General features: G+C 72.3%; 19 protein-coding genes and 2 pseudogenes. 8 read left to right on the forward strand and 13 right to left on the reverse strand.

Going from position 1 to position 25,935, the window contains the following annotated elements:
• Positions 1-34 precede the first annotated feature (34 nt).
• The 4 genes from IE178_RS14580 to IE178_RS14595 form a co-directional block, all read right to left on the reverse strand.
• Positions 35-520: a (2Fe-2S)-binding protein gene (locus tag IE178_RS14580; protein WP_193512549.1), complete on the reverse strand. Its 486-nt coding sequence runs from the start codon at positions 518-520 to the stop codon at positions 35-37.
• Between the two features lie 16 nt (positions 521-536).
• On the reverse strand, positions 537-2,798 hold the full coding sequence (locus tag IE178_RS14585) for a molybdopterin cofactor-binding domain-containing protein (RefSeq protein WP_318280047.1): 2,262 nt from the start codon (positions 2,796-2,798) through the stop codon (positions 537-539).
• A 201-nt stretch (positions 2,799-2,999) separates the two neighbouring features.
• The gene (locus IE178_RS14590) at positions 3,000-4,223 is read right to left on the reverse strand and encodes an oxygenase MpaB family protein (RefSeq protein ID WP_193512551.1); all 1,224 of its coding nucleotides are present in this window, start codon (positions 4,221-4,223) and stop codon (positions 3,000-3,002) included.
• A gap of 78 nt (positions 4,224-4,301) precedes the next feature.
• Positions 4,302-5,531 carry an oxygenase MpaB family protein gene (locus IE178_RS14595; RefSeq protein WP_193512552.1) on the reverse strand — a complete coding sequence of 410 codons (1,230 nt, stop codon included), beginning with the start codon at positions 5,529-5,531 and terminating at the stop codon, positions 4,302-4,304.
• A 139-nt stretch (positions 5,532-5,670) separates the two neighbouring features.
• Between IE178_RS14595 and IE178_RS14600 the strand changes: the two genes are divergently transcribed.
• A complete protein-coding gene (locus tag IE178_RS14600; protein WP_318280049.1) occupies positions 5,671-6,354 on the forward strand; it encodes a TetR/AcrR family transcriptional regulator in 684 nt (227 codons plus the stop codon).
• Here the strand turns inward: IE178_RS14600 and IE178_RS14605 are convergent.
• Together IE178_RS14605 and IE178_RS14610 are read right to left on the reverse strand one after the other, a co-directional pair.
• A complete protein-coding gene (locus tag IE178_RS14605; RefSeq protein ID WP_318280050.1) occupies positions 6,345-8,510 on the reverse strand; it encodes a 3-hydroxyacyl-CoA dehydrogenase NAD-binding domain-containing protein in 2,166 nt (721 codons plus the stop codon). The two genes, IE178_RS14600 and IE178_RS14605, sit on opposite strands and share 10 nt — an antisense overlap.
• Before the next feature lie 64 nt (positions 8,511-8,574).
• Entirely contained in the window at positions 8,575-9,783 is a 1,209-nt protein-coding gene (locus IE178_RS14610; protein ID WP_193512553.1) for an acetyl-CoA C-acetyltransferase, read from the reverse strand.
• A gap of 292 nt (positions 9,784-10,075) precedes the next feature.
• Between IE178_RS14610 and IE178_RS14615 the strand changes: the two genes are divergently transcribed.
• The 6 genes and pseudogenes from IE178_RS14615 to IE178_RS14635 all read left to right on the forward strand — a co-directional run.
• Positions 10,076-11,893, forward strand: a complete 1,818-nt coding sequence (locus IE178_RS14615; protein ID WP_193512554.1) for an AMP-dependent synthetase/ligase — start codon at positions 10,076-10,078, stop codon at positions 11,891-11,893.
• Between the two features lie 35 nt (positions 11,894-11,928).
• Positions 11,929-12,549: a TetR/AcrR family transcriptional regulator gene (locus IE178_RS14620; protein WP_194959034.1), complete on the forward strand. Its 621-nt coding sequence runs from the start codon at positions 11,929-11,931 to the stop codon at positions 12,547-12,549.
• A 36-nt stretch (positions 12,550-12,585) separates the two neighbouring features.
• Positions 12,586-13,728 (forward strand): acyl-CoA dehydrogenase family protein, encoded by a 1,143-nt coding sequence (locus IE178_RS14625; RefSeq protein ID WP_193512668.1) that lies wholly within the window; start codon positions 12,586-12,588, stop codon positions 13,726-13,728.
• Positions 13,729-13,737: 9 nt separating this feature from the next.
• Positions 13,738-14,715 carry an NAD(P)H-dependent flavin oxidoreductase gene (locus IE178_RS14630; protein WP_193512555.1) on the forward strand — a complete coding sequence of 326 codons (978 nt, stop codon included), beginning with the start codon at positions 13,738-13,740 and terminating at the stop codon, positions 14,713-14,715.
• Positions 14,714-14,832, forward strand: a pseudogene (locus tag IE178_RS35940) (XRE family transcriptional regulator); the annotation flags it as partial. The gene IE178_RS14630 and the pseudogene IE178_RS35940, both read left to right, overlap by 2 nt.
• Before the next feature lie 22 nt (positions 14,833-14,854).
• Positions 14,855-15,454, forward strand: a pseudogene (locus IE178_RS14635) (class I SAM-dependent methyltransferase); the annotation flags it as partial.
• A gap of 34 nt (positions 15,455-15,488) precedes the next feature.
• Here IE178_RS14635 and IE178_RS14640 read toward each other — a convergent pair.
• From IE178_RS14640 to IE178_RS14660, 5 genes are all read right to left on the reverse strand, one after another.
• Positions 15,489-15,797 carry a chorismate mutase gene (locus IE178_RS14640; RefSeq protein ID WP_184761639.1) on the reverse strand — a complete coding sequence of 103 codons (309 nt, stop codon included), beginning with the start codon at positions 15,795-15,797 and terminating at the stop codon, positions 15,489-15,491.
• 7 nt (positions 15,798-15,804) lie between these two features.
• Complete coding sequence (locus IE178_RS14645) at positions 15,805-19,008, reverse strand: amidohydrolase family protein (RefSeq protein WP_193512556.1); 3,204 nt, start codon at positions 19,006-19,008, stop codon at positions 15,805-15,807.
• A gap of 6 nt (positions 19,009-19,014) precedes the next feature.
• Positions 19,015-20,277, reverse strand: a complete 1,263-nt coding sequence (locus tag IE178_RS14650) for an MFS transporter (RefSeq protein ID WP_193512557.1) — start codon at positions 20,275-20,277, stop codon at positions 19,015-19,017.
• Positions 20,274-21,530 (reverse strand): ATP-grasp domain-containing protein, encoded by a 1,257-nt coding sequence (locus IE178_RS14655; RefSeq protein ID WP_318280051.1) that lies wholly within the window; start codon positions 21,528-21,530, stop codon positions 20,274-20,276. The genes IE178_RS14650 and IE178_RS14655 overlap by 4 nt, the downstream gene beginning before the upstream one ends.
• A gap of 159 nt (positions 21,531-21,689) precedes the next feature.
• A complete protein-coding gene (locus IE178_RS14660) occupies positions 21,690-22,022 on the reverse strand; it encodes a hypothetical protein (RefSeq protein WP_318280052.1) in 333 nt (110 codons plus the stop codon).
• Positions 22,023-22,182: 160 nt separating this feature from the next.
• On the opposite strand from IE178_RS14660, the gene pdxR reads away from it, so the two are divergent.
• The gene (gene pdxR, locus IE178_RS14665; RefSeq protein WP_184761635.1) at positions 22,183-23,598 is read left to right on the forward strand and encodes a MocR-like pyridoxine biosynthesis transcription factor PdxR; all 1,416 of its coding nucleotides are present in this window, start codon (positions 22,183-22,185) and stop codon (positions 23,596-23,598) included.
• A 259-nt stretch (positions 23,599-23,857) separates the two neighbouring features.
• Here the strand turns inward: pdxR and IE178_RS14670 are convergent, their stop codons facing one another.
• Entirely contained in the window at positions 23,858-25,201 is a 1,344-nt protein-coding gene (locus tag IE178_RS14670; RefSeq protein WP_184761634.1) for a hypothetical protein, read from the reverse strand.
• Positions 25,202-25,254: 53 nt separating this feature from the next.
• Positions 25,255-25,905: a hypothetical protein gene (locus IE178_RS14675; RefSeq protein ID WP_184761633.1), complete on the reverse strand. Its 651-nt coding sequence runs from the start codon at positions 25,903-25,905 to the stop codon at positions 25,255-25,257.
• Between the last annotated feature and the right edge of the window lie 30 nt (positions 25,906-25,935).

The following is a 25,935-nucleotide window of genomic DNA, read 5'->3' on the forward strand; positions in this document are numbered from 1 at the left end:
CGGGCCGGGCGGCCCGGCGGCGCCGGAGCCGGTGTCATAGGCGTCGCATGGCGTCGGCCCCGGCCCGGATCGCCTCGCGGATGCGGACGTACGTGCCGCAGCGGCAGATGTTGCGCAGGCCGTCGAGGTCGGATTCGGTGATCTCGTGGCCTTCGTCGGTGACCCGGCGCACCAGTGCGACGGCGGCCATGATCTGGCCGGGCTGGCAGTAGCCGCACTGGGCCACGTCCTGGTCGAGCCACGCCTGCTGCATCGGGTGCAGGTCCGCTCCTGCGGTGGCCGGCAGCCCTTCGATCGTGGTGACCTCGTCGGTGGGGCGAAGGGCCCCTACGGGGACCGCGCAGGGATTGACGGCCTTGCCGTTGAGGTGGCTGGTGCACGCCTTGCAGACGTTGATGCCGCATCCGTACTTGGGTCCGGTGACGCCCAGGACGTCGCGCAGTACCCACAGCAGGCGTACGTCGTCGTCGACATCGACGGTGACTTGTTCTCCGTTGAGGCGGAACGTGTGTTCGGGCAAGGGTTCTCCAGGCGTTTCAGCGGACGTGGTCCAGGCCGTCGGCGGGTGACGCGGGGACGGGCGGAACGGTGGGTTTCGGTTCGAACGACAGGGTGCCGTGGTTGATCGGGAAGGACGTGGGCATGGTCCCGGTGGCGCGGCCGTAGGCGCAGGCGACGGCGGCCATCGACGCCGCGACCCCCAGTTCGCCGGCGCCGCCGGGTTTCCCCGTGGTGGGCGGCATGACGATGATGTCCAGCTCGGGCGGCGTGTTCCACTGCCGGGTGTAGAAGTAGTTGTCCCAGCTGGCTTCCAGGAAGTACCCGTCGCGCAGGTGCAGGCTGGAGGTCAGGGTCAGGGCGATGCCGTCCATGAGACAGCCCATCATCTGCGCCTCCAGACCGCGGGGGTTGACGGCGAGGCCGACGTCCACCGCGATAACGGCCTTGGTGACGCGCGGTCCTCCCACGCCGTCGCGGATGGGGCGGTCGACGGTCTCGGGGCGGCAGTCGATCTCCACCAGGACCGCGTTGACCGAGTGGTACTCGGAGTGGAAGGCGATGCCCTGCGCCGTGCCCGGTGGCATGGTGCGGCCCCACCGGCCGGCCTCGGCGACCTTGTCCAGCACCGCACGGGCCCGGTCGTCCCGCAGGAAGTCGTGCCGGAAGCGGTACGGATCCTTGTCCATCCTGGCGGCGAGCCGGTCGACGAGGAGTTCCCGGGCGCAGGTGACGTCGGGGGAGTAGACGTTGCGCATGCTGCCCGTGTTGAAGCTCTTGTCGGTCTCGCTCAGCAGCCGGCTGTTGACGCCGAAGTCGTAGGGCATCGACTGGGAGAGCTGGAAGAACGTCTCGGAGAACCCGATGTCACCCACCGGCAGTTTCGCGGCCAGGGCGGTGAAGATCTCGCCGAGACCGTGGCTCAGGTCGGTGGCGACGCCGGTGTGCCGTTGCCGGTAGCTGAGGACGGTGTCCCCGAGGTAGGCGATGCGCACGCGGGAGGTGGCCATGGGGTGGGTGCGGCCCTGACGGGAGTCGTCGGCGCGGTGCCACATGAGCTTGACCGGTTTGCGGATCTTCCGGGAGATCTCGACGGCCTCCAGCGCGGCGTCGAAGAAGAGTCTGCGCCCGAAGGAGCCACCGCCCTCGGTGACATGGACGGTCACCGCACCGAGCGGCAGGCCGAGCTTGGCGGCGATCGCCTCCTTGGCGACGATCGGCGCCTTCAGACACGACCAGACCTCGGCGCGGTCGGGGCGTACGTCGGCGATCGCGCAGTTGGGTTCCAGCGCGCTGTTGCTGCGGAAGTGGAACGTGAACGTGCCCTCGACGCTGGGTGTCAACGGCGGTGGACCGAGCGGCAGTTCGGCGGCCCGCAGGGTGCGCAGGACGGACTCGTCGGACTTGCCCTCCGCGCTGCCCGGTTTCCATGACACGCGCAGGGCGCGCACGGCGTCGATGCACTGGCCGAAGGTGGCCGCACGCACCGCCACTCCGGTGGAGACGACGGCGACGTCGGTGACACCCGGCATGGTGCGGACCTCGGCGGCGTTCGACACCGATCCGACCTTGCCGTTGATGGTGGGCGGACGGCACACCATGGTCGGCAGGGCGTCCGGGACCGCCAGGTCCATCGTGAAGGTCTTGCGTCCGGTGACGGCGGCGAGGGCATCGACACGGTTGTGCGGCGTGCCGATGACGGTGAACTCGTCGCGTGGCTTGAGGTCCACGGACACCTGCCGGGTCCGGACGCTCGCGGCCTTCTCGGACAGTGCGCCGATGCCGACGCGCCGGCCCCCGGGACCCGTGACGGTCCCGTCCTTCAGGACCAGTTCGGTCACGTCCGTTCCCCATGCGGTCGCCGCCGCCCGCAGGAGCCGGCCGCGGGCGACGGCCGCGGCCACCCGGATCGGGGTGTACGTCGAGAACGTCGTGTTCGAGCCGCCGGTGAGCTGGTTGAACAGCAGCTCCGGTCGTGCGTCGGCCAGGGTGACGCGCACCCGGTCCAGGGGCACGGTCAGTTCCTCGGCGATCAGCATGGCCGTGGACGTGGTGATGCCCTGCCCCACTTCGGCGCGCGGCAGGGCGAAGGACACCGTGCCGTCCGGGTTGACCTCCACGGTGATCAGACCGGAGGTCGGCAGGGCCGCCGCCGTCATCACGTCGTTGAGATCCACCAGTTCGGTGATCTCGGGCGAGGGGATCTGCGGTGAAGGGGTGTCCGACGAGGGGGTCTGCGCCCGTGCCTCGGCCGCGGGGACGAGTTCGGCGGCGGCCGTCAACACCGGGGCGGCGAGCACGTATCCGAGGAACCGACGTCTTCCGGGGGTGTACGGCTCGGTCCGCCCGTCGGCCCGGACGGGGAGCGGCCCTGTCGTTCCGTCACTGCGCGATGTCGTCATGGTCCCGTCTCGCGTTCGTCGTCGGAGTGCTCGTGCGGTGGCGCGGGGTCCAGCCTGTGACAGCGGGACCCCGCGCACCAGTGGTGTGGTGTATGCGATTCAGGAGGGCCGGTTCGTGTCGGGGATCTCGAGGTGGATGCCTCGCCCCTCGGAGAGGAAGAGCAGGACGAACCGGCGGATGGCCTCCTCCACGGTCCAGGCGGCCTCGGGGACCAGTGGCAGGGGGATGAGCCCTTCGCGGAAGGCCACCAGCAGCGGCCAGGCGGCGCTGATCAGCGGCTGCCAGAAGGGCTCCCGGTCCAGCCCGATCAGGTCGCCGGTGCGGTCACCGAGGGTGTACCGGGAGAAGGCGCTGATCAGGGGACGGGTGAGGCCGGCGTCGAGCTCCGCGACGATGTCGAGGAGCACCCTCGTCAGCTCGTCCCCCTCGGGTGTGGAGGCGAGGATCGGATCGAGGACCTGCCTGGACTGTGCGTTGGCCTCGTCCCAGGTGGCGGGGATGTACTCGTCCAGGACGCCGAGCATGTGCGCGGTGACCTGCCACACGTGCAGATAGCCGTCCGACTCGGCGGTGGTGACCGGGATCCTCCAGTCTTTTATCTTGTGCATGACAAACGTGGCCAGGCTGTGCCAGGTGACCATGATGTCGGCCTGGCTGATCGGGATCGTCTGGCCGCCGCTGGTCCTCGACCAGCCCGGCGACTGCGGCAGCAGATGCCGTACGGCCGCGTGCACCAGACGGGTCTTCACGGCGGTCACGATCATGCCGCCCTGCGGCTGGTAGGCGTCCAGGTCCCCGACGTCGTACCCGAGTCGCGCCGTCTTGGCGATGCGGTCCTTCATGTCCGCGCCGCCCTTGGAGTAGTAGACGGCGCGCGCCTCCCGGGGGATGGCGGTGCTCATCAGACCGCTTCCCAGCCCGTACAGGGCGCCGGTGTAGATCCCCTTCTTCTTGGTGAACTGCGCCGCCGCCTCGAGCTTGCGCCGGTCTGTCCAGGACGGCAGCTGACGTGCCTTCTCCATGAAGTCCCGCAAATCCGCAGGGAGACCGGAGGGCAGCGGCTGGTCGTTGCGGGTCCACTTCCGCAGCGCGTCGTTCACCTTGGGCACGTCGCCGCGGTCGATCACGGCGGCGAGCACCGGGTCGGCCTCCTCGTCCCAGACCCAGTCGGGGTCGACCCCTGCTCCCTCACCCGCCACCGAACCGCTCGGCGCCCACGTCCACAGGGACCGCGCGTGGGCCGGCGACGCCGCTCCCAGCGCACCGAGCGCTCCCAGCGCCCCTCCCGTGATCAACATCCTGCGCCTGCTGAGTCCGTCCATGTGTTCTGTACTCCTCCGTGAGTGCTACCGATGGGCGCTCCGATGGGAACGTCGTACACACGCGGGCGTTGCCGTGGTTCAGGCGGGACGGTTGGTGTCGGGGATCTCGATGCGCGTTCCCCGTCCCTTGGTGAGGTAGAAGAGGATGTACTGACGGGCCGCCTCGTCGATCGTCCAGGCCAGCGGCGGCACCAGCGGCAGCGGAATCAGCTTCTCGCGGAAGGCGACCAGCTTCGGCCAGGCGGTCGCGATCGCCTTCTCCCAGAACGGCTCGTGGGGAATGCCGTCCCAGTCGGCGACCTGGTCGCCCACCAGGTACCGGGCGAGCGCGTTGACGAGGGGACGGTCGATGCCGCCGGGGCTGGTCTGCTCGGCGAGCTGGCGCAGCAGGATGTCGGTCAGCTCGACGCCCTCGCGGGTGGGGCCGAGGATCGGGTCGAGGACCTGCCTGGACTGGTCTTCGGCCGCGTCCCAGGAGTTGGGGATGTACTCGTCCCGGATGCCCAGCAGGTGCGCGGTGACCTGCCACAGATGGAGATAGGCCGCCGAGTCCGCGGGCGGGACGGGCACCTTCCACTCGAGCAGCTTCCGCATGGTGTAGGTGGGCAGACTGTGCCAGGTGACCAGCATGTCCTGCTGGCTGATGGGGATCGTCTGGCCGCCGCTGGTCTTCGACCAGCCCGGCGACTGCGGCAGCAGATGCCGTACGGCCGCGTGTACCAGCCGGGTCTTGACGGCCTGCACGATGACGTCGCCGTCGGGCCGGAAGGCGTTCAGGTCCCCGACGGCGAAGCCGAGCAGGCTCGTCTTGGCGACCCGGTCCTCCATGTCGGCGCCGCCCTTGGAGTAGTACACGGACCGCGCCTCCCGGGGGATGGCGGTGCTGAGCATGCCGCCGCCCACCCCGTTGAGCAGGTTGAGGTAGATGCCCCGGGACTTGTTGAACTCGGCCGCGGCCTCGAGCTTGCCCCGGTCGGCCCAGGACGGCAGTTGGCGCGCCTTCTCCATGAAGTCGCGCAGGTCCCCGGGGAGACCGGAGGGCAGCGGCTGGTCGTTGCGGGTCCACTGCCTCAGCTGCTCGTTGACCCGGGGCACGTCGCCGCGGCCGATCACGGCGGCGACCAGCCGGTCGACCTCCTCGTCCCACACCCATTCCGGGTCGAGTCCCGCTCCCTCACCCGCCACCGAACCGCTCGGCGACCAGGTCCACAGTGACCGGGCACGAGCCGGCGACGCCAGGCTCAGGGTCCCGAACGCCCCCAGTGCACCGCTCGCGATCAACATCCTGCGCCTGCTGAGTCCGTCCATCGCCTGGAACTCCTCCTTGAGTCCTGTAGCTCTGTCCTGCGTGCTTGGTACGATGAAACACAGTGCGCTTCCCTGTTTCATCAGGGGAGCACAGACGCGACGTGAACGCCAGAGGCTTCACAGAATCAGGGAGGCAATCGTGGAATCCGTCCCGTCGGCCCTCATGGGGCCGTCCGGCTCCCCTTCCGTACTGGAGATCGCGTTCACCGAGGCCACCGAAGGCGCCGACCAGGACGACGAGGTGACCGTGCGTCTGCTCGACGCCGCCTACGAGCAGTTCTGCCGCATGGGCATCAAGCGCTCCACCATGGCCGACGTGGCACGGCTGGCCGGCGTCTCACGGATCACCGTCTACCGCCGCTTCGCCACCAAGGAGAAGCTGGTCGAGCAGGTGGTACGGCGCGAGTTCCGCCGGTACTTCGACCGGTTCATCGTGGACATCCAGGATGCCGAGACCGTCGCCGACCGGGTTGTCCTGGGATTCGTCAGCTCACTGCGGGTGATCCGCCACAACCGGCTCATCGGCGGTCTGATGGCCGCCGAACCGGACGCCGTGGTGCCGTCCATGACCGGCGACGGGGGCCGCACCCTGGCCGTGGTACGGCAGTTCCTCGCATCGCGACTGCGCCGGGAACAGCGTGCGGGGAACGTCTCCGACGAGGTGGACGTGAACCTGGTCGCCGAGATGATGGTCCGCGTCTGCGCGTCGTTCCTCGTCATCCCCAGCCAGGTGATCGACCTCGACGACGACGAGCAGATGCACGCGGTGGCCCGGCAGTTCCTCGTCCCGATGCTCGGGCCGCCGCACACCCCTCACGCATAGCGTTCGCCCCGCTCGGCCTTGGCCACCAGGGACGCGGGCGGCTCGAACCGTTCCCCGTACCGGGCGGCCAGCACCCGTGCTCTGGTGACGAAGCCGGGCAGTCCGCCCGGATACCCGTTGATGTACTGCAGGACACCCCCCGTCCAGGCGGGGAAGCCGATGCCCAGGAGGGAGCCGACGTTGGCGTCGGGCACCGACCGCAGCACGCCCTCGTCGAGGCACCGGACCGTGTCCAGGGCCTCGGCGAAGAGCATGCGCTCCTTCATGTCCTCGAACGGGATTTCGCGCCCCGGCACCGTGAAGTGCTCGTACAGGCCGGGCCACAGGCTCTTGCGTGTGCCGTCGGTGTACTCGTAGAAGCCGGCGCCCGAGGAGCGTCCGCCCCGCCCGAACTCGTCGATCATGCGGTCCATGACCTGCTCCGAACCGTGCGGCCGCCACTGCCCGCCCTCGGCCAGGACCGCCGCCCTGGTCTCGTCGCGGATCTTCCGGGGCAGGGTGAGGGTCAGCTCGTCCAGCAGCCGCAACGGCGGCGTGGGGTAGCCGGCCTGCGAACCGGCCTGCTCCACCGAGGCGGGATGCAGGCCCTCACCGACCATGGCCACCGCCTCGTCGATGAACTTGGAGATCACCCGGCTCGTGAAGAAGCCCCGGCTGTCGCCGACCACGATGGGCGTCTTGCCGATCTGCCGCGCGAAGTCGACGGCCTTCGCCACGGTGTGCGGGCCGGTCTTCTCCCCGGTGATGATCTCCAGCAGGGGCATCTTGTCGACGGGTGAGAAGAAGTGCAGGCCGATGAAGTCCTCCGGTCGGGTGACGCCCTTGGCCAGCCCGGTGATCGGCAGGGTGGAGGTGTTGGACGCCAGCACCGCGTCCGGCGCCACGACGCCCTCGATCTCCCCGAAGACCCGCCGTTTGACGCCCGGGTCCTCGAAGACCGCCTCGATCACCAGGTCACAGCCGTCGAGGTCCGCCGGGTCCTCGGTCGGCACGATCCGCGCGATGATCTCGTCGGCTGCCTCCCGCGTGAGCCGGCCACGCGCCACGGCCTTGCCGACGAGCCGCTCCGAGTAGGCCTTGCCCTTCCTCGCGGCGTCGTGGGAGACGTCCTTGAGCACCACGGGCAGACCGCTCCTGGCGCAGGAGTACGCGATCCCGGCCCCCATCATGCCGGCGCCGAGGACCCCCACCCTGCGTGCGGTGTGGCGCGGGTAGCCGTCGGGGCGGCTGCCCCCGGAGTTGATGTGCTGCATGTCGTAGAAGAACGCCTGCATCATGTTCGTCGAGACCTGGCCCGTCATGAGCTCGACGAGGTAGCTCGTCTCGATCTTCTGCCCGGCCTCCAGGCCCACCTGCGCGCTTTCGACGGCCGCGGCGAGGATGTTGCGCGGTGCCGGCATGTTCGCGCCCCGCAGGTGCTTGCGCAGCTGGGCCGACAGGACGGGCAGGCTCGCGGCCACCTCCGGCTGCGAGGGGGTGCCGCCGGGGATCCGGAAACCCTTGGTGTCCCACGGCTGGGCGGCGTCGGGATGGGCCAGCACCCACTGCCGGGCCCGGGCGAGCAACTTCTCACGTGTCGGAGCGAGTTCGTGGACCAACCCCTTGGTCAGCGCCTCCTGGGGCCGGTACTGCTGCCCCTTGAGCAGGACGTCCGCCAGCGCGTCCTGGAGCCCCAGGAGGCGGACCGTACGGCTGACCCCGCCGGCGCCGGGCAGCAGTCCCAGGGTCACCTCCGGCAGGCCGAAGCGGCTGCCCGGCAGGTCCAGAGCGATACGGTGGTGGCAGGCGAGCGCGATCTCGAGACCACCGCCGAGCGCGGTGCCGTTCAGCGCCGCGGCCACCGGTCTGCCGAGTGTCTCCAGCCGGCGCAGCTGCGACTTCAGCACCGTGCACAGCTCGCTGAGTTCCGCGGCGTCCTTTGGCCGCGCCCTGCTCATGAGGCCGATGTCACCACCGGCGAAGAAGCTCTTCTTGGCGGACGTCAGGACGACACCAGCGAGGGTCTCCCGCTCGGCTTCGAGCCGGGCGACGGTCGCCTCCATCGAGTCCACATAGGTCTGGTTCATCGTGTTGACCAGCTGACCGGGATCATCCAGGGTCAGTACGACGACACCGTCGGACCCCTGTTCCCAGCGGATCATGTTCTTGTCCAGCATCGGTACGGCGTTCCTCTCCACGGGACGTGCGCGGCCGTCGTAGGGGCAGGGCGGCGGGGCGGGGTCACAGCCGTTCGATCACGGTGGCGATGCCCATGCCGCCGCCGGCGCAGAGGCTGACCACGGCCCGTCGCGCGCAGCGGCGTTCGAGTTCGTCCACCACGGTGCCGACGAGCATCGCCCCGGTGGCGCCGAGCGGGTGCCCCATGGCGATCGCGCCCCCGTTGACGTTGACCTTCTCCCAGGGCAGGCCGAGCTCCTTGACGTAGCGGAGCACCACCGAGGCGAACGCCTCGTTGATCTCGAACAGGTCGATGTCGTCCGTTGTGAGACCGGCGAGGTCCAGCGCCTTGCGGGTCGCCGGGGCCGGCCCGGTGAGCATGATGGTCGGGTCGGCCCCGCTGACCGCGGTGGCCACGACGCGGGCGCGCGGCACCAGGCCGGAGACGGCCCCGGCCCGTTCCGAGCCGACCAGGACCAGCGCCGCACCGTCCACGATGCCCGAGGAGTTGCCCGGCGTGTGCACGTGCTCGACGGCCTCGACCCAGTGGTACTTCTGCAGGGCCACGGCGTCGAACCCGGCCAGGCTGCCGGCGTCGGCGAACGAGGGCTTCAGCGCGCCGAGTGTCGCCGGCGTCGTCTCGGGGCGCATGTGCTCGTCCTGGGCGAGCACGGTGACCCCGTTGCGGTCCCGGACCGGAACCACGGACTTCGCGAAGTAGCCGCCGGACCAAGCCCGGGCGGCCCGCTGCTGGGACCGTAGCGCGTACGCGTCGACGTCCTCGCGCGAGAAGCCCTCGATCGTCGCGATCAGGTCGGCGCCGATGCCCTGCGGGACGAAGTACGTGTCGAAGGCGGTCTCCGGGTCCGTGGCCATCGGACCGCCGTCGCTGCCCATCGGCACGCGCGACATCGATTCCACACCGCCCGCGAGCACCAGGTGCTCCCAGCCGGAACGCACCTTCTGCGCGGCCGTGTTCACGGCCTCCAGCCCGGAGGCGCAGAACCGGTTGAGCTGAACCCCGGCCACGTGGTCCGGCAGCCCGGCGACCAGCGCCGCCGTCTTGGCGATGTTCATGCCCTGGTCACCGACCGGGGAGACGACACCGAGCACGATGTCGTCCAGCCGTTCGGGATGCAGGTCCGGGTGGCGGCGACGGAGCTCCTGGATCAGACCCGTCACCAGGGACACCGGTTTGACGTGGTGCAGCGCGCCGCCCTTGCCCCGGCCGCGCGGGGTGCGGATCGCGTCGTAGACGAATGCCTCGGTCACTGTCCTTGCACTTCCTCTCCGTCAGCAGGCGATGTCCTGCCGATCCGGGCACGCCCGGCGGGTGTGGTGCATCCGGCGAAGACAGGTAAGGGCATCTATTGGCTTCATGTCAATAGGAGGAGTTCGATGGCAACTAGCCTCAGAACATAGGCATGTAGCGGGTATTTGCCGCCCTGGCGCCTCCCCGTCGGGCTCGCCCTGTGCGATCTATTGACACTCTGCCAAGAACGCCTTCACTCTGGGTGTCCCGCTCAACGAGTCCGCTCACGGTTCGCGATGGAGGGAGCCCGCCGTGGCCACAGCCGAGCAACTGCACGAGTCGGTCGAGGGGCTGACGATCACCAGGCTGCTGCGTCGAAACGCCCAGCAGTTCGCGGACCGCCCCGCGCTGACCACGGGGCTCGGCCCGGACGCCGGAACCCTGTCGTGGTCGCAGCTCCGCGCCGAGGTCGCCGCCCTCGCCCGCGGACTCACCGCCCTCGGACTGAACCGGGGCGACCGGATGCTCATCGCCATGGCCAGGCGGGCGGAACACTGGATCGCCGACCTGGCCGCGATCCATGTCGGCGCCCTGCCCTGCAGCACGTACGACACGCTGAGCACCGAGCAGATCGGCGCCGTCGCCCGGCACAGCGGGGCCACCGTCCTCGTCCTGGAGGGCGAGGAACAGGTGCGGCGCTGGCGACCGGTCCTGGACGACCTGCCGAACCTGCGCGCCGTCGTCGTCCTCGACTGGAACGCCGCCCCCGCCGACGACCCGCGCTTCGTCGGCTACACGGCCGTGCGCGGCGCGACACCCCCCGACGACGCCGCGTTCGAGGAGCTCACGGACGCCGCCACCCCCGACCAGCCGCTGACCCTGGTGTACACCTCGGGCACGACCGGTGACCCCAAGGGCGTGGTGCTCTCCCACCGCAACGTCATCCACGAGTCCCTGATGCAGGACCGGCTCGTCCCGGTCCCGGACCACCCGCGGTCCGTCGCCTACCTGCCGCTCGCGCACATCGCCGAGCGGGTGCTCGGGATCTACATGCCCATCTGCAACGCCGGCCACGTCACGATCTGCCGCGAGCCCGACCAGCTCCTGCCCACACTCCTCACGGCGCGCCCGCACGGCTTCTTCGGAGTGCCCCGGGTGTGGGAGAAGCTGACCGCCGGCCTGCGGGCGAAGCTCGCGACCCTGCCCGGCGACCAGGCCGAGGCGGTGACGCAGGCCCGAAAGACCGCCCTGGAGGTGTACCGCCTCCGCTCCGAGGGCAAGGACCTCCCGGCGCAGCTCGTCGAGCCGCTGGAGCAGCTCGACGCGCAGGTGATGCGGACCTTCCGGGCCGCCATCGGGCTCGACGACTGCCGCAGGGCCTTCAGCGGCGCGGCGCCGATCCCGGTCGGCGTCCTGGAGTACCTGGCGAGCGTGGGACTGCCGGTGTACGAGGTGTGGGGCCTGAGCGAGACCACCGGCGCGGCGACGGTCAGCACACCCGAGGCGTTCCGGCTCGGCTCGGTCGGGCGGCCGGGGCCCGGCATCGAGGTCAGGGAGGCCGACGACGGCGAACTCCTCGTCCGCGGCCCGGTCGTGTTCGCCGGCTACCTCCAGGCCGACGGCAGCATCGAGCCCGCCACCGACGCGGAGGGCTGGCTGCCCACCGGAGACGTCGGCACGGTCGACTCACGGGGCTTCGTCACCCTCACCGACCGCAAGAAAGAGATCATCATCACCGACGGCGGCAAGAACATCGCCCCGACCAGGATCGAGTCCCTGCTGCGCGCCCACCCCCTGGTCGCCCACGCCGTCGCGATCGGTGACCGGCGGCGCTACGTCACCGCCCTGTTGGTCCTCGACGAGGAGACGGCCCCGCTCTGGGCGCGGGCGCACGGGATCGACACCGCCGACCCGGAGGAGCTGACCCGCCACCCGGAGGTACTCGCCGCCCTCGACCGGGCGGTCGCCGATGCGAACGCGATGCTCTCCCGGGCGGAACAGGTGAAGAGGCACCGGGTCCTGGCCGGCCCCTGGACCGCGGAGACGGGCGAACTGACGCCCAAGCTGAGCCTGCGCCGCCGGGCCATAGCCGAACTGCACGCCGCCACGATCGAGTCGATGTACACATAGGTCCGGCAACACCGCGACCACGGAAGGACCACCACATGGGCGTTCAGCGCCAGGCCCAGCGCCGCAGGATGGAGCCGGACGCCCGGCGGGCCGAGATCCTCGGCGTCGCACGCAGGCTGTTCGGGGCCAGGAGCTACGGCACGGTGTCCATCGCGGAGATCGCGGCCGAGGCCGGCGTGGCCCGTGCCCTGGTCAGCCACTACTTCGGCGGGAAGCGGCAGCTCTACCTGGAGGTGGTCCGGCAGATGATGGTCGTCCCGGCGTCGGTCTCCGAACGGCTCCCGCCGACCACCGCGGAGGAACGCATCTCGATCTGCGTCGACCGCTGGCTCGAAGTCGTGGAGCGCAACCGGGAGATGTGGCTGTCCGCGATCGGTCTGGAGGCCCTGGGCAACGACCCGGAGATCGACCAGATCATGCTCGAGGCCGACGAGATCGCGACCGACCGCGTCCTCGAGGCCGCCATGATGACCGACGTCAGCGAGGGCCGGGAGAAGCTCCGGGCGATGATCCGGGCGCACAGCGGCATGCTGAAGGCCGCCTCCCGCGAATGGCTGGTGCGCGGCGCCCTCAGCCGGAGCGACCTGCACGTGATGCTGACCCGCACCGTGCTCCACCTGGTGCACACGGTGTTCCCCGCTCTGCGGGACGGCTGAACCCCCTCACCGGATCCCCAAGGAGAGATGAGCGTCATGCCCCGAGTGCTGTCCGACGAACGCCGCGATCTGGTCAAGGCGATTGCCGACTTCTGCCGCCGCGAGTGCGGTACCAAGGAACAGCGCGACAAACTGACCGCCAACGGTCAGGAGCAGCACCACCAGAAGCTCTACGAGAAGATGGCGGCGCTGGGTTGGCTCGGCATCGCGATCCCGGAGGCGTACGGCGGCGCCGGCCAGGGCATGACGGACCTCTGCCTGTTCCTGCGGGAGACCTCCTACGGGCTGGCGCCCATCAGCGGCTTCGGCACCACCGTCATCGCGGCCGCCGCATACGAGAAGTTCGGCACCGAGGAGCAGAAGCGCACCGTCCTCCAAGGCGTCGTCAACGGACGGGTCGAGGCCATCTCGATGTCGGAACCGGGCGCCGGCTCCGACGTGGCCGCCCTGACCTGCCGTGCGGAACGCACCGGCGGCGGCTATCTGGTCAACGGCCAGAAGACCTGGTGCTCCAACGCCCACTTCGCCGACCACATCCTGCTGATCGCCCGCACGGAGCGGGGCGAGTCGAAACACGACGGGCTCACCCAGTTCATGGTGCCGACCGACGCCGACGGCCTGCGGATCAGGGGCATCGACACCATGGGCGGCAAGGACGTCAACGACCTCTACTTCACCGACTGCTTCGTCCCCGACTCCGCGGTCGTCGGCACTCCCGGACAGGGGTGGACCCAGCTCATGGCCGGACTGAACCTCGAGCGGATGATCCTCGCCGCCCTGATGCTGGGCGTCGCGCAGCGGGCGTTCGACGACACCCTCACCTATGTGCGCCAGCGCGAGCAGTTCGGACGGCCCATCGGCTCCTTCCAGGCGCTCAGGCACCGGATCGCGGACATGGCCACCGAGCTCGAATGCGCCCAACTTCTCCTGGACGACGTCGCCGCCGCGATCGACGCCGAACCCGGCCGGGTGTTCGCCCGCGAGGCGTCCATGGCCAAGCTCAAGTGCACCGAACTCGCCAAGCACGTGACCCTGGAGGGCATGCAGATGATGGGCGGCTACGGCTACGCCACCGAGTACGGCATGGAAGCCCTGCTCCGCTCGACCGTCGTCTCCACGGTGTACGGCGGAACGAGCGAGATCCAGCGGGAGATCATCGGCAAGACCTACGGACTGTAGGCGGCCGCGATGCCGACCACACGCTTCTGTGAGACGTTCGGAGTGGAACACCCCGTCGTCCAGGGCGGCATGCAGTGGGTGGGACGGGCGGAACTCGTCGCGGCGGTCGCCGAGGCGGGAGCACTGGGCTTCCTCACCGCGCTCACCCAGCCGACACCGGAGGCGCTCGCCGAGGAGATCGCGCGGTGCCGGGAGCTGACGGACAAGCCGTTCGGCGTCAACCTGACCATCCTGCCGTCGATCAACCCGCCCCCCTACGACGAGTACCGGCGCGCGATCATCGAGTCCGGTGTGAAGGTCGTCGAGACGGCCGGCTTCACCCCCGAGGCACATCTGCCGGAATTCCGCGCGCACGGCGTGAAGGTGCTGCACAAGTGCACCAGCGTCCGGCACGCGGTGAAGGCCGAGAAGATCGGCGTCGACGGAGTGAGCATCGACGGGTTCGAGTGCGCCGGCCACCCCGGTGAGGACGACATTCCCGGCCTGGTCCTCATTCCCGCGGCGACGCGTCGGCTCACCGTTCCGGTGATCGCGTCCGGCGGCTTCACGGACGGACGCGGCCTGGTCGCGGCCCTCGCCCTGGGCGCCGAGGGCATCAACATGGGCACACGCTTCCTGTGCACCGTGGAGTCACCGGTGCACCGGCGCGTCAAGGAACAGATCGTCGCCAACAGCGAACTCGACACCGAGCTGATCTTCCGGCGCCTGCGCAACACCGCCCGGGTCGCGAGCAACTCCGTCAGCCGGAAGGTCGTCGGCATCCTCGACGACGGGGGCGAGTTCCCGGATGTACGGGACCTCGTCGCCGGCGCACGGGGGCGGAAGGTGTTCGAGGACGGCGACCTGGACGCCGGTATCTGGAGCGCCGGCCTGGCCCAGGGTCTCATCGACGACATCCCGACCGTCGGCGACCTCGTGCGGCGCATCGTGGCGGAGGCCGACGAGCTGATCACCGGACGGCTGGCCGCCGCCTGCCGCGGTGACTGAGGCCAACCGGGGCGCCGAGTTCCCCACGACGCTGCCGCACGCGACCGGCGCCGAGGGCGGCCCCGCGAAATCCTCGGCAGCTTCGACCGCGACGCCCGCCGCGGCCATCAACGGGACGGCAGCGACTGAGAGGGGGTGACGGCGGCGGCACCGCACGGCGGGTGCCCGGGGCGTGGACGAGCGGGTGCACACCGTACGGGCCGACCTCGACGACACCGTCCGGCCCGACCTCGGCACGCCGGACCTGGTGTGGGCCTCGGCCTCGATGCACCACTTGGCCCGCCCCGACCGCGCGCTGCGCACGGTCCACGACGTCCTCGCGCCCGGCGGGCTGTTCGCGGTCGTCGAACTGGCCGGCTTCCCCCGCTCCCTGCCCGAGACCGCTCCGGAGGACCGGCCCGGCCTGAAGGGACGCCGCCACCTCGCGGGCGAGCGCCACCACGCCGATCACGTTCCCACCGCGGCGCCGACCGGTGGCCGAAGCCGACAGCCGCCGGATTCACCCTGGCAGGCGAACGCACCCTCACCGCGCACATCGAGGGCTCCCGCGACGGTAGGCGCCTACGCCCGCGGCAGCCTGCGACGCGTCCGCGGCGGCGTCGCCGACGCGCTCCCGCCCGAGGACCTGGCCGCGCTCGATCGACTGCTCGACACCGACAGCCCGCACAGCGTCCTGCGCCGGGACGACCTCGCGGTACGCACCCGGCGCAGTGTCTGGGCCGCACGCCGCGGCCGGTGAGCCCGGACGGGCCGGTGGGACGCGGCCGGTGAGCTCAGGCGTGGTCGGGCGTCGTGGTGCGGCGGTGCTCGGTCAGTTCGAGCTCGATGAAGGCCCCGACCATGGCCCGCCACACGGCCTCGGCGACCTCGGGGGCCAGACCGGCGGTCTCGGCCCGCGACCGCGCCGCGGCGACGACGCGCTCGGCCCGGTCCGGGGCCCGCACGGCCTGTTCGTCCGCCTTGAGGACCGCCGCCGACCGCACCAGACGCTGACGCCGGGCGAGCAGGTCGACCAACTCCCCGTCGAGCGCGTCGATCTGGGCACGGATCTCGGCCAGTGACTGAGGCTTGAGGCTCGGCATGACGTCATCATTCCACGCGGTGATCCTCGCAACAGCCGTCCCTGACCATCTGCTCGGTGACCGCGCCCCAGCCCCGCCGCGGTGCCGTCCGTGCCGCCGGAGGGCTGAAGGCCGTGTGCAGGTCCGCCCGCTCGTGCAGCACACCGCCGCGGACGACGGCGCTGGTGCGGATCAGGGCGTCGAAGTCCTCGAACGGGTCGCCGTCGACGAGCGTCAGGTCGGCCAGCTTGCCCGGTTCCACCGTGCCGAGGTGACGGTCCACTCCGAAGACGCGGGCCGGGGTGCGGGTCACGGTGGTCAGGGCCTCGGCGGGCGTCAGTCCGTGGCGGTGCAGGGCGCGCAGCGCCAGGTGCAGCTGGAGACCCACCGGGGAGAGCGGGGCGTCGGTGCCGAGGAGCAGCTGCCCGCCGCCGCGCACCACCCGGCGGTAGGCGTCGACCTCCCGTGCCAGGACCTCCCGTTCGAGGTCGGTCGGGGGTGTGGCCGCGATGCCCCGGACGAGGGACACGTCCCAGGGAGGCATCATCCGGGTCACCCGGTCGTCCTCGGCCACCCGCGGATCGGCGCCGATCAGCGGCATGGCGGTGAACGGGGTGGCGATCAGGTGGAAACGGCCCCGGTTGTAGATCTCCAGCGTGTCCTGGTGGGTGTACCCCTCGGCGCTCGCGCCATGGCCGTACTCGGCGCGGTCGGTGGCCAGCAGATGGGTGGTGAGGTCCTGCCCGGCGTGGATGCCGGCGGCGCACAGGTGGGTGCCGCTCAGCACGCCGAGCCGGTCGTGGGCGTGACGGGCGGCCCGCTCCATGTGCCGGAAGGGGGCACGCACGTACGTCTTGACGAAGTCCCAGTCCAGCGCCCGGGCCCGGGCCAGCGAGCGGGCGAAGCCCTCGTCGGTGCGGTGGGCGCGGCCCATGCTGTAGCCGACGCGGGAGCCGTCGAGCAGCTCGCCGGTGGCCAGCAGACGGGGCGCGGCGAGCCGGCCGGCCGCGATGTCCTCGCGCAGCCGCACCTGTTCGTAGGCGAAGCCGCCCAGCGAGACCGTGGTGGTGATGCCGTACGCGAGCTGGACGGCGCCCTGCCGGGCACCGTAGGTGTACTGCCAGGGGTGGACGTGCGCGTCCCACAGGCCGGGCAGCACGGTACGGGCGGAGGCGTCCACGGTACGTGCGGCGGCACGGCCCGGCCGGTGCGGTTCGATCCCGCTGATCCGGCCGTCGCGCAGGAGGATGTCCACGTCCGCGCGGGGTGCGGAGCCGGTGCCGTCCCACAGCAGGCCGGCGTGCACGACCGTGTCGACGGGGGCGGGGCGCCGGTAGTGGAGGGCGACGGGCACGGTGCGGGCGGGTCCGGCGGGTGTGCCGTCGGCGGCGAGGCGCAGCAGCCGCAGCCGGCCGCCGGACTGGTAGAGCAGGGTGCGGGAGTCGCCGCACCAGGCGGGGTGGTCGGCGGGCTCGTCGGTCAGCCGGCGGGCCTCGCCGTCGGGGGTGCCGTCGGGGGTGACCGGCAGCAGCCACAGTGCCGACTCGCTGACGCAGGCCATGGCCCGGCCGTCGGGCGACCAGACGGGGCCGGAGGCGTAGCGGTCGGACAGGGAGGCGTGCGGGGCGAGACCGTGGCGGCGGTCCGCGCCGGTACGGGTGTCGACGACGCGGATGATGTTGTGACCCTCGCGGAAACGGAGGTTGAGACGGTTGCGGTCGCACAGGGCGAGGTGGCGGCCGTCCGGCGACCAGCTGGGGCGGCCGGGCAGACCACCGCCGCCGAGCGGGGCGACGAGCGTCCGCTCCTCATCGGTCGCCAGGTCGCGTACGAGCAGGTTGCCCGCCATGTCCAGACAGGCGAGGCGGGTGCCGTCCGGGGAGACCACCGCGTGGACCCGGCCGCCCGGAGCGAGGACGCTCTCGGTGCCGTCGGCCAGGTCACGCCGGCGCACGGTGTTCAGGCCCTCCCGGTCGTCGGTGTAGACGAGGGCCCGGCCGTCCGGGGTCCACACCGGGCCCTGCACGTACGCGGTGGGCGCGTTCTGCCGTACCTTGCGCGGGGTGCCGCCCTTGATGTCCACCACCCACAGGGCGTTGAGCGCGGCGAAGGCCACCTCGCGGCCGTCGGGGGAGGGGCTGGGCAGGTGGATGCCGCGCACCGGCCGGGTCCGCTCGGCCTCCAGCGCGTACGTCTTGACCGTGTACCCGGGCCGGGGGATCTCCAGGGCGGCGTGGAAGGCGAGGTCGCGGCCCGCGCCGTCGCGGTGCGGGCGGATCACCCGGAACCGGCCGCCCACGGTGAGGAGGAGTTGCTCGTCGTCGATCCAGCGGGGCGGCGCGGGCGCCAGCTCGTCGTCCAGGGCCACCCGACGGCCGTCCACGAACAACGCGATGGCCTCGGTCTTGGGTGGTCCGGGCACACTCCGCAGCCAGGCGAGGCGCCCGGCCGGGGAGACGGCGGGAGCCAGCAGATTGCCCTCGGCGGTGGTCTGTTCGACGCGCGCCCCGGTGCCGTCGAGGGCGACCGAGACGATGGTCCGCGCGGTGAGCGCGGGGGCACTGTATCCGGCGCGGACGAACAGCAGCCGGGAGCCGTCGGCGGACCAGACCGGGTCGAAGTCCTCCCAGGGACCGTCCTGCACGGGCCCGTCCTGTCCGGGGAGCCCGGTGACCCGGCGCGGTGCGCCGTCGCGGACCGCGACCGTCCAGATGCGGTACGGGCTGCCGTGGACCGGGTCGCCGCCGCGCTCCGAGCAGAAGGCGAGGGTCCGCCCGTCGGGAGACCAGGCGGGCGCGCGGTCGTCGAACGGGCCGTCGGTGAGGCGCCGCAGCCCGGAGCCGTCCGCGAGCATCAGCCACAGGTGGAACGCTCCGTCGCGGTAGGCGCTCATCGCGATGTGCCGTCCGTCGGGAGAGAACACCGGCCGGCTGGGCTCCAGATCGGGCGGGGTGAGCGCGGTGGCGGCGGAGCCGTCACCGGGCACCGACCACAGCACGCCCTGCACCTCGGCGACGACCCGGTCGCCTCCCGGGGCCGCGGTGGCGGCGCCGTTGGTGACACCGGTGAACCGCAGACGCACCGTTTCACCGGGGGTCGCGGCGACGGGCGGCTCCGCCGGGTGCGGGGCCGCGGTGGCGGGCGGGGCGAGACCGTCGGCGAGCAGCGCGCCGGACAGGGCCGTTCCCGAGGTGGCCTGCAGGAACCGTCTACGGGGCAGAGCCGGGGACATGGGGCCTCACTTCTTCGGGTCGGGGCGGGGTGACCGCCGCCCGGACGCGGGCATTCCGTAGTACGCGGCGACGGCGGCGAACGCGGCGACGGCACCGCACAGCAGCCAGACGGTGTCACCCATCAGGGCCCAGGCGGCGACGCCCGCGGCGGGGCCCACGGCGGAGCCGACGCCGAACATCGCCTGGGAGGCGCCGAGATACCGGCTGCGGTTCTCGGGGGCGGCGGCCAGCGCGGGATAGGCCGTCATGGTGGGGGAGCCGATGATCTCGCCGACGGACCACACCACGGTCGCGGCGACGAGCCCCGCGACGCCCAACGGAAGCGCGTACGCGGTGAGTCCGGCGCCGACGGCCAGGATGCCGGCGATGGCGGCCAGCCGGGCGGGCCAGCGCTGCACCTTCCGGGTCACCGCCAGCTCGCACACGATGACGATGGCGCCGTTGACGGCGACCAGGACGCCGTACACGAGGGTGTCGAAGCCGTGGGCGCGCACCGCGAGCGGCAGCGTCGACAGGTACTGGGTGTAGACGGCGGAGAAGCCGAGGATGGCGGCCAGGAACAGCACGAAGGGACGGTCGCGCAGCACCGCGCGGTACCCGGTCGCCCCTTCCGGGCGTCGGGGCGGGCCATCGGCGGCCCGGGCCGCTTTCGTGGGGCGGTCGGCCGGCAGCAGCAGGTGTCCGAGGACGGCGACGGCGAGGGCGGCTGCCGCCTCCCCCCAGAACAGCAGCGCGTACGAGTGCGTCAGGAGCGCGGCGCCGATGAGCGGGGCCGCGGTGGTGCCGATGTTGGTGGCGAGCCGGTACATCGCGAAGACCATGACGCGGCGCCGCTCACCGGTGAGGCGGCTGACGAGTTCCGCCGACGCGGGCCGGTAGACCTGGCCCGCCGCCCCCGTACCCGCCGCCAGCAGCAGCATCACCGGGTACGACGACGCGTACAGCACCGCGGCGGTGAGGGCGGCGTTGAGCGCCATCGAGGCCACGACGGACAGGCGGACGCCGATCCGGCCGATGAGCCAGCCGCCGAGCAGGATGCCGGCGACCGCGCCCGCGCCGTGCGCGGCGACCGCGAACCCGGCCCGCACCTCGGGGAATCCGCGCGCGACCATGAACAGCACGAGGAACACCTGGAGGAAGCCGCCGAGCCGGTTCACCATGATCCCTGCGATCACGGCCTTCACCGGGAGGGGCGCCTCCCGCCAGGTCCGCGCGATGCCGGCCGCGGCCTCGGCGTCGGTGCCGAGGGCCGTCTCCTCCACACTCATCGCGGTACGGCGACCGGTGCGGCAGCCGGTTGGAGGTGGACGGCCCGCTCGGCGGCGTCCAGGATCCGCCGGCAGGCGTCGGCGGTGCCGGCGGTGGCGACCAGCATGGCGTAGCGGCCGGTGTGCGAGGCGGGCGGCAGTTCCAGGACGTGGCCGGGCCGGGCGACGACGCGGGCGATGTCGATGCCGGCCGGCAGCCGGTCCCGGTCGATGGTGACCCGGCCGACGACGGTCTCCACCTCGGGGTAGAGGAAGCGGACGGCGGCGGCGCCGTGCCGGGCGGTGCCCGGCCGGGGGCGCTGCCCGAGGGCCAGGCGGGCGGCGGCGTCGCCCGCGTCCCAGCCGGTGGCGAGCAGACCGAGGTAGGAGATGAAGTCGCCGCCGCTGCGCGCGTTGACCTCGACCAGGGCCGGGCCGCGGGCGGTCAGGCGCCACTCCGAGTGGGTCCAGCCGTGGGTGATGCCGACGGCGGCGTGCACCGTGGTCAGCGCGCGCAGCAGCGCGGCGTCGGCGAGCAGCGGGTCGGCCGCCGCGACGCCGTGGCCGACCTCCTCGAAGCTGGGCGGGGGGCTCAGTTCCTTGCGGGCGACGAAGAGCGGGGTGACCTCGCCGTCCCAGATCAGGGAGTCGACGCTGATCTCCGGTCCGTCGAGGTACTCCTCGACCAGGACGGGCTGTTCGAAGCGCTCGCGGACCTCGGTCATGGTGGTGCCGCGGATCTCCGGGAAGATCGCGGCGAGTTCGTCGGGGGTGCGGGCCATCCGGGTGCCGGTGCTGCCGACCAGCGCGCGCGGCTTGACCACCACGGGGTAGCCGGTCGTGGCGGCCGCCGCGTATGCCTCGTCCAGGGTGGACACGGCGGTGGAGCGGGCCTGCGGCCCCCCGGCCTCCGCGACCGCGAGGCGGGTCAGGTGCTTGTCCCGGCAGGTCAGTACGGCCTCCGGGGACAGACCGGGCAGGCCGAGGGCGCGGGCGACCCGGGCGGCGGGCAGGATGCGGGTCTCGTCCCAGCACAGGATCGCGTCGGCGCCGACGGGGAGGGCGGCGCGGGTCATGGCCTCGGCGTCCAGGGTGTCCACCAGCGTGTGACCGGTGATGAAGGGGGACTCCCAGTCGGCCGCACGGTCGGAGAACAGCCAGATCCGGTACTCACGGGCCACGGACTCCAGCAGGTGGCCGCGGGTCTCCCGGTCCATGGGACTGATCAGGACCAGCAGCGGCGCGGAGGACGAAGGCAAGGAGGCGGAAAGCATCGACGTCGCCTTTCGATGGGAGGGACTACGGCCCGGACCGGACCGGCGGACCGGACGGCGGGCCCGTGCTCAGGGCGGTGGTGGCGGGCCGGGGGCCGTCGCGGCCGACGGGCCGGGTGGCGGCCGGGCGGGTCGGTGGCCCCCGGGGAGGTCCGGGGATCAGGGCGTCGCCGGCTTGGTGGTGGTCTCCGACCAGCGGGTGAGGAGGTCGGTGGCCGTGCCGGAGTCGATGGCCGCGGCCATGGTGGAGATGCCGGCGGTGCCCGCCCGGTCGCCGCCCGTCCCCACCACGTCGACCGTCGGGCCGGGCACGTCGACGGGCAGCGCGAGGGCGCGCAGGGCGACGAGGAGTCCCGCCAGTTGGACGGGGGCGGCGGCTCCGGTCATCACCTGGTCCATCGCCCAGGCGGTGTCGGACGCCTCCGGATCGTGCCCGTCCAGCAGCGCACCGAGCAGGTCCGGCCACGTTCTCGTACTTTCGCGGACTGTCACAGCCGCAGTCTTCCGAGCCGGGAAAGGGGGCACCAGACCAGTTGAGAGGCGCGTCACCGGACCAATTCCGAACCGCACGCACGCCGGTGGCGTCCTTACGGGAGCAGGACGCCGGGGAGGATGGGCGGCGTCCTCGAGGACCGCGGAACAAGGGGGAGATGTGACGTGGCACGTCATGCTGGAGGTCGTACGGGACGGTCCGGTACCGCTCGGCGCGCAGATCGCCGACCAGTTGCGGCACCAGGTCGAACGGGGGCTGCTGACCCCGCGCACCCGGCTGCCGTCCAGCCGGCAGCTGGCCGAGGACCTGCGGGTCTCGCGCAGCGTGGTGGTGGAGGCGTACGAGAAGCTCACAGGTGAGGGGCTGCTGGAATCGGTGCGCGGCTCGGGCACCCGGGTGGCGGCACACGCGGACACCCGGATCAGGAAGCCCGTGGTGCTGGTCGACCGGGCGATCCCGCCGGTGCGGTTCAACCTGCTGCCGGGCACGCCGAACCCGGTGACGTTCCCGCACCGCGAGTGGACCGCCTCCTACCAGCGGGCGGTGGAGTCGGCCCGCTGGCAGGGGCTCGGCTATCCGCCGCTGCTCGGCGTCGACCAGCTGCGCTCGGAGCTGGTCTCCTACCTCGGGCGGGTGCGCGGAGTGCTCGGCAGCCCCGAGGACACCATGGTGACCGGCGGCTTCGCGCACGCCCTGGGGCTGGTCTGCGGCGCGCTGCGCGAACTGGGCATCGACCGGCTCGCGGTGGAGGACCCCAGCCACGACCGGCAACGGCAGTTCATCGAGGAGAACGGCGTCCGGACGGTGGCGGTGCCGGTGGGCCCGGACGGGCTGGAGGTCGAGCCGCTGTACGCGAGCGGGGTGCGGGCCGTCCTGGTGACGCCCTCGCACCAGTTCCCGCTGGGCGTGCCCATGTCGCCGCGGCGCCGGGAGGAACTGGTGCGCTGGGCCCGGGACACCGGCGGCTGGATCATCGAGGACGACTACGACGGCGGGCTGTGGCTGGAACAGCGGGGCCGGCACCTCGCGTTGCAGCCGACCGGGCCGGACCGGGTCATCTACGCGGGGACGGCGAGCAAACTCCTCGCGCCGGGACTGCGGTTGGGCTGGATGGTGCTGCCACCGGAGCTGACCGGGCTGATGGAACGGGTGCGCGTGCGCCGGGACCTGGGCTGCGACGGACTGATGCAGCTGGCGTTCGCGGACTTCCTGCGCAGCGGGCTGCTGGACGGGCACCTGCGGAAAATGCGGAGCCGTTACCGTGCGCAGCACGGCGCGTTGACGCGGGCCGTGGAGCGTTTTCTGCCCGCGGCCACCCTGATCGGTCCGGTGGCCGGCCTGCACGTGTTCGCGGCGCTGCCGGAAGGCGCGGACGAGGAGGCACTGGTGGCGCGTGCGCTGGGGCTGTCTGTCCTGGTCAAGGGCGGCCGGGTCTTCCACGACCGGCCGCACACCGCCCGGCCCGGGCTGGTCCTGGGGTACACGGCCCTGGGCCGGTCGGGCGTCGAGGAGGCGATCCGCCGGATCGGACAGGCCTACGACCAGCAGCCCGGCGGCGCCTCATGGGCCTCCTGAACACGGGCGGCCTCCCGGCCGGGTGACTCGGGGCCCCCGGCCAGGTGACTCGGCCGCATCCCTCGTGAGGTGACGCGGGCGGTCACCCGGTCAGTGCTGCGGGCGGTCACCCGGTCAGTGCTGCGGGCGGTCACCCGGTCAGTGCTGCGGGCGGTCACCCGGTCAGTGCTGCGGGCGGTCACCCGGGCAGTGACGCGGGCGGTCACCCGGCCGGTGACGCGGGCGGTCACCCGGCCGGTGACCCGGGCGGCCTCCTCGGTCAGTTGAACGGGGACAGCGCCGGGCGGGCCCGCACCCAGGCGTCGGGCGCGGCCGTCGTGGCGCTGCGGTGCTGCGGCAGCAGGGTGCGGTCGGCGTCGAACAGGCGGTCCTGGTAGAAGCTGCGCAGATAGGGAGCGCCGGAGGTGCCGCCCGACCCGGTGGACTGCTGCGGCAGATAACGCACCGCGACCCCGTAATGGATCTTCCGCCAGGCGTACAGCTCCTGGTCGAGGCGGTGGGCGGCGTCCAGTACGTGTCGGCCCGCCGCCTCCCCGGGCACCCGGTGCAGCAGGTCCCGCAGCGGCTCGAAGTCCGGGTTCTGGTGCAGCAGGACGTAGGCGTTCTCGGTGGCCTCGTGCAGGGCCTCGACCTTCTCGGGGTGGACGCCCAGCAGATGGATGTGCAACAGCTGGGTGGGAAAGGCCTGCACGGCGCTGGCGTCGCCGGTCGCCGCCCGGAAGCCGTGGAAGTGCTCCACGGGCATGGTCCGGCGCATCACCAGCAGGGCCTGGGTCTGCGCGGCGGCCAGGACCGCGGCCCGGTCGAGGCACTCGGCCGCGTACTCCCACCGCCGGGCGCGCAGCCACTCCGCGGCCGACATCACCCGGGCCAGCACGCCCCAGGTGGTGGCCTCGACGAGGTGGATCACACGCAGGAAGGTGACCTCGTCGTGCTGGGTGGTCTGCGGCAGCACGGTCAGATGCTCCAGGATGTTCGCCCGCCCGTGCGGCAGCAGGTAGTCCCGCCAGTGGCGGGGCGGGGTGGCCGCGGCGGGCCGCAGCGCCGGTGCGCGGCCGGCGGTCAGCGACACCAGCGCGTCGAGCCGTTCGATGCGTTCGGCCAGCTGCCCCGGCTCGGGCAGGGCGTCCCGGGCCCAGGTCTCGGTCCCGTCGACGGTGCGCTGTTCATAGGCCCGCCAGCCGGACGCGACGGCCCGGACCGCCTGCCAGCAGGCGCGTTCCACGGCGCCGTCCGGGGCGTGCCACCGGGTGCCGAGCACATGGTTGAGCAACCGGACGTTGCCGTACGGCTGGTAGCGCTTGCCGCGCCGGTCCAGTGGCCCGCCGCCCCGGGCGGCCACCTGCTGGGGGCTCTCCCCTTCGGGGAGGGCGAGTTTCCACTCCGCCTGGAAGACGAGTTCGGCCAGGCGCAGCACCGCACGCTCCTGGCGGCCGAGCCGGTGCCCGTCGAGGGCGAGGGCGACGGTCACGTCCTCGTACGCCTCGGCCATCCGGGCCCGCAGCGCGGGGTCGAGCCGGTCGCGGCCCACGCTGCGGGCGTGGTCGATGTAGTGGGCCATGTCGAAGTCGAGTACGGCACGCAGTACGGCGGCAGTGCGCATGACAGAAGTCCCCCCGTGCGCCCCGAGGGGCGCTCGTCTCTGTGTCGCTGTTCTCAGGTGGTCGGTACGGTCACCGCCGGCACGGACCGGCGACCGCGGTAGTGCGGGACACGGGTGCCGGCGTCGTCCGGCAGCCGGTCGAACATCTCCAGGCGGCATTCGGCCTCGGCCGCCAGTGCCCGCGCCGTCTCGGCGAAGTGGTCCTCCAGCTCGGCCGGCGCGAGGTCCCTGGCGGCCTGCCGTTCGCCGGCCGGCCCGGCGGTCGCGGGGACCGGGGTGGCCTCGGGCCGGACCAGCCAGTCCTCGCCGAGACGCGCGTTGACGAACGCGGCCACGGCACGCGCCACCGCCAGGTCCCCCGCCGGGTACGGGCCGACGACGTCGGTCGCGCCCACGACGAGGAGCTCGGCGGCGCCGATCGGGTCGCAGTCGCTCCCGTCGAGCAGTTCGGCGATGCGGTGCGCCAGCGGGCGCAGGGCCGCCAGGTCGCCGGGACGGTAGAAGTGCGCGGTCTGCGGTGAGCAGCCGGCGGCCGTGAACTCGGCCACGACGCGCTGCTGTTCCGCCCCGGCCGCGGGGACCCGGACGAAGACCCCGCCGATGTACTGGCGCTCCCAGCGGGCCGTGGCCCGGTGCAGAGCGCGGTGACCGGTGGGGGCGGGTCCGGCGCAGACGAGGATGCGGCGCTGGTGCCTGCTGGGCACTGAGCCCTGGGACAGGTCCGCGTACTCCGC

Source organism: Streptomyces griseoloalbus, assembly GCA_014650015.1.
Classification (GTDB): Bacteria; Actinomycetota; Actinomycetes; order Streptomycetales; family Streptomycetaceae; genus Streptomyces; species Streptomyces griseoloalbus.